Here is a 2,892-nt window from a genome sequence, read left to right on the forward strand (position 1 = left end):
TCATCGGCGGGAGCGAGACCTCCGTGCAGGCCATGCTGCTCGCCCTGGGCGAGGCGCTGGTCTCCGCCGAGATCACGGACAAGGACTGCGCGGTCGCGCTGATGGCGTCCGAAGCAGCGGCGCGACGCCAAAAAATGGGCAGCTGGGCTGACCCGTCGGCCATAAAAAACGCGGAAAGTCCCGACGATATTTTGGCGGAGATCGGGCGTTTTGCGGTGGTTGAGGGTAAGGTCCTTTCGGTCCGGCAGGCTGGGGCAACGACCTACCTGAACTTTGGACAGAACTGGACACGCGGCTTTGCGGTGACTATCTCAAGGCGCACTTTGCCGGCGTTCGAAACGGCCGGAATAGCCGTCAAGTCCTTGGAACGTAAGCGCATTCGAGTCCGGGGCTGGGTCGAGGGGAATACGGGGCCACGGATTGATGTGCGCCTCATAGGGCAGGTCGAGTTGCTGGGCGCAAACGAGCCGGCAGGGGTAAGGCCTTAGATCAGGCCAGGCACGGGTTAAGCGACGTGAATGGGGTGCTAGAGCGGCACGAACGAGGTGATGGCCCCCGCCGTCTGCGGGCGGCGCCGGCTGCGCTGTGCCTTGTCCTTTGCACGGCTCTCGCTGGCTGTGGCGACATGGGCCGGTTCCAGACCGCTGCGACGCCGCCAGCCGTGGCGATGCCCAAGCCGAGGCCCGCCGTCGCGCAAACCCCCGCCACCGAAAAGGAGCATGAGCGCATCCTGGCGAACTATGGCGGGACCTATGACGATCCCAGGCTCGAGGCGCTCGTCAGCAAGACCGTCGACCGCCTGGTCGCCGCCTCCGAGCGTCCCGACCAGGGCTACAAGGTCACCATCCTCAATTCCGGGGCGGTGAATGCCTTCGCGCTGCCGAACGGACAGCTCTATGTCACGCGCGGCCTGCTGGCGCTGGCGAGCGACACCTCGGAATTATCCTCGGTGCTCAGCCACGAGATGGCGCATGTGCTGTCCAAGCACGCCGCGATGCGCGAGGACCAGGCCCGCCAGGCCGCGATCGTGACCCGTGTCGTCACCGACATGAGCAATGATCCCGATCTCACCGCGCTCGCACTCGCCAAGACCAAGCTCACAATGGCGAGCTTCTCGCGCAAGCAGGAGCTCGAGGCCGACGGCATCGGCGTCGGCATCTCCGCCAAGGCGCATTTCGACCCCTATGGCGCGGCGCGCTTCCTCTCGGCGATGGAGCGCAATGCCGAGCTGAAGGTCGGCAAGAGCTCGCTCGATCCGCGCGCGCAGGATTTCACCTCCTCGCACCCGGCGACCCCCGAACGCGTGCAGAACGCGCAGAACATCGCCCGGCAATACACGGCGCCCGAAGGCGCCGAGCGCGACCGCGAAAGCTATCTCGCCGCGATCGACAACCTCGTTTACGGCGAGGACCCCAGCGAAGGTTTCGTCCGCGGCCGCCGCTTCCTGCATCCGAAGCTCGGCTTCACCTTCCAGGCACCGGAGAATTTCACGCTCGACAACACCGCGCAGGCCGTGATCGGCGTGCGCGAGGGCGGTGCGCAGGCGATGCGCTTCGACGTGGTGCGGGTGCCGGCTGAGCAGTCGCTCGGCGACTATCTGAGCTCCGGCTGGATGGAAGGCGTCGAGAAGGCCTCCACCGAAGACCTCACCATCAACGGCTTCCCGGCCGCGTCCGCCACCGCCAAGGGCGATCAGTGGCAGTTCAAGGTCTATGCGCTGCGGTTCGGCAGCGACGTCTACCGCTTCATCTTCGCGACACGGCAGAAATCGACCGAGAGCGAGCGCAATGCGCGCGAGACGGTCCAATCGTTCCGCCGCCTGACTCTCGACGAGATCCAGGCCGCGCGTCCGCTGCGCATCAAGGTCATCACCGTGCAGCCCGGCGACACCGTGGAATCGCTGTCTCACCGCATGGCCGGCGTCGATCATCCCGCCGAGCGCTTCCGCGTGCTGAACGGCCTCGATCGCACCGCGCAGGTGAAGGTGCGCGATCGCGTGAAGATCGTGGCGGATTGACGTGCGCTAAGCGCACGTCATCTCGGGGCGCGCTTAGCGCGAATCCGGGATCTCAAGCGGCAAATTGCGCTGCTATAGGGTGGGCAAAGCGCAAGCGTGCCCACGATCTCGCTCCATCGGAAACAGATGGTGGGCACGGCGCGATGCACCTTTGCCGACCCTACAGCCGTCCCGTTGAAGTCCGGATGGCTATGCGTTGCTGGCCTTGCCGCCCGTGTCCATGTCGCCGGCCTCGCGCTGGCCGCTGAGCCAGAGTGCGAGCAGGGTCCAGAACGCGCCGGAGAGCAGATACGCACCCGACGCGATGACGCCGAGATTGGTGGCAAGCAGCAGCGCCACCAGCGGCGCGAAGCCGGCGCCGAACAGCCAGGCCATGTCCGAGGTCAGGGCCGACGCCGTGTAGCGGTAGGTCTGCCGGAAGTTCGAAGCGATCGCGCCGGAGGACTGACCGAAGGAGAGGCCGAGCAGGATGAAGCCGATCACCATGTAGATGGTCTCGCCGAACGCGCCGGCGTCGAGCAGCTGAGGCGCGAAGCCGCTATAGATCGCGATCGCGATCGCCGAGCCCATCAGCAGCGACTTGCGGCCGACGCGGTCGGCGATGATGCCGGAGGCCACGATCGCGGCGACGCCGAACACGGCGGCGACGATCTCGATGATCAAAAAGCGCACCGGGCTTTCGCGGGTGAACAGGAACACCCAGGACAGCGGAAACACCGTGACCATATGGAACAGGGCGAAGCTCGCCAGCGGCGCGAACGCGCCGAGCATGATGTTCTGGCCTTCGCGGGCAACTGTCTCAGAAATGCGCGCGGGCTGCAATTCGCGGGTCTCGAACAGCGTGGCATATTCCTCCGTCGTCACCATGCGCAGGC

General features: G+C 65.9%; 1 protein-coding gene and 2 pseudogenes. 2 read left to right on the forward strand and 1 reads right to left on the reverse strand.

The genetic code is table 11. The features are described 5' to 3' along the window. Both JHD07_RS24220 and JHD07_RS24225 read left to right on the forward strand, forming a co-directional pair. A pseudogene (locus JHD07_RS24220) lies at positions 1-488 on the forward strand (nuclease); the annotation flags it as partial. 137 nt (positions 489-625) lie between these two features. Continuing rightward, on the forward strand, positions 626-2,017 hold the full coding sequence (locus JHD07_RS24225) for a M48 family metalloprotease (protein ID WP_291626637.1): 1,392 nt from the start codon (positions 626-628) through the stop codon (positions 2,015-2,017). Positions 2,018-2,206: 189 nt separating this feature from the next. On the opposite strand, the pseudogene JHD07_RS24230 reads toward JHD07_RS24225, so the two are convergent. After that, a pseudogene (locus JHD07_RS24230) lies at positions 2,207-2,892 on the reverse strand (MFS transporter); the annotation flags it as partial.

Source organism: Bradyrhizobium sp., from assembly GCF_016462955.1.
In the GTDB taxonomy this organism is placed as follows: Bacteria; Pseudomonadota; Alphaproteobacteria; order Rhizobiales; family Xanthobacteraceae; genus Bradyrhizobium.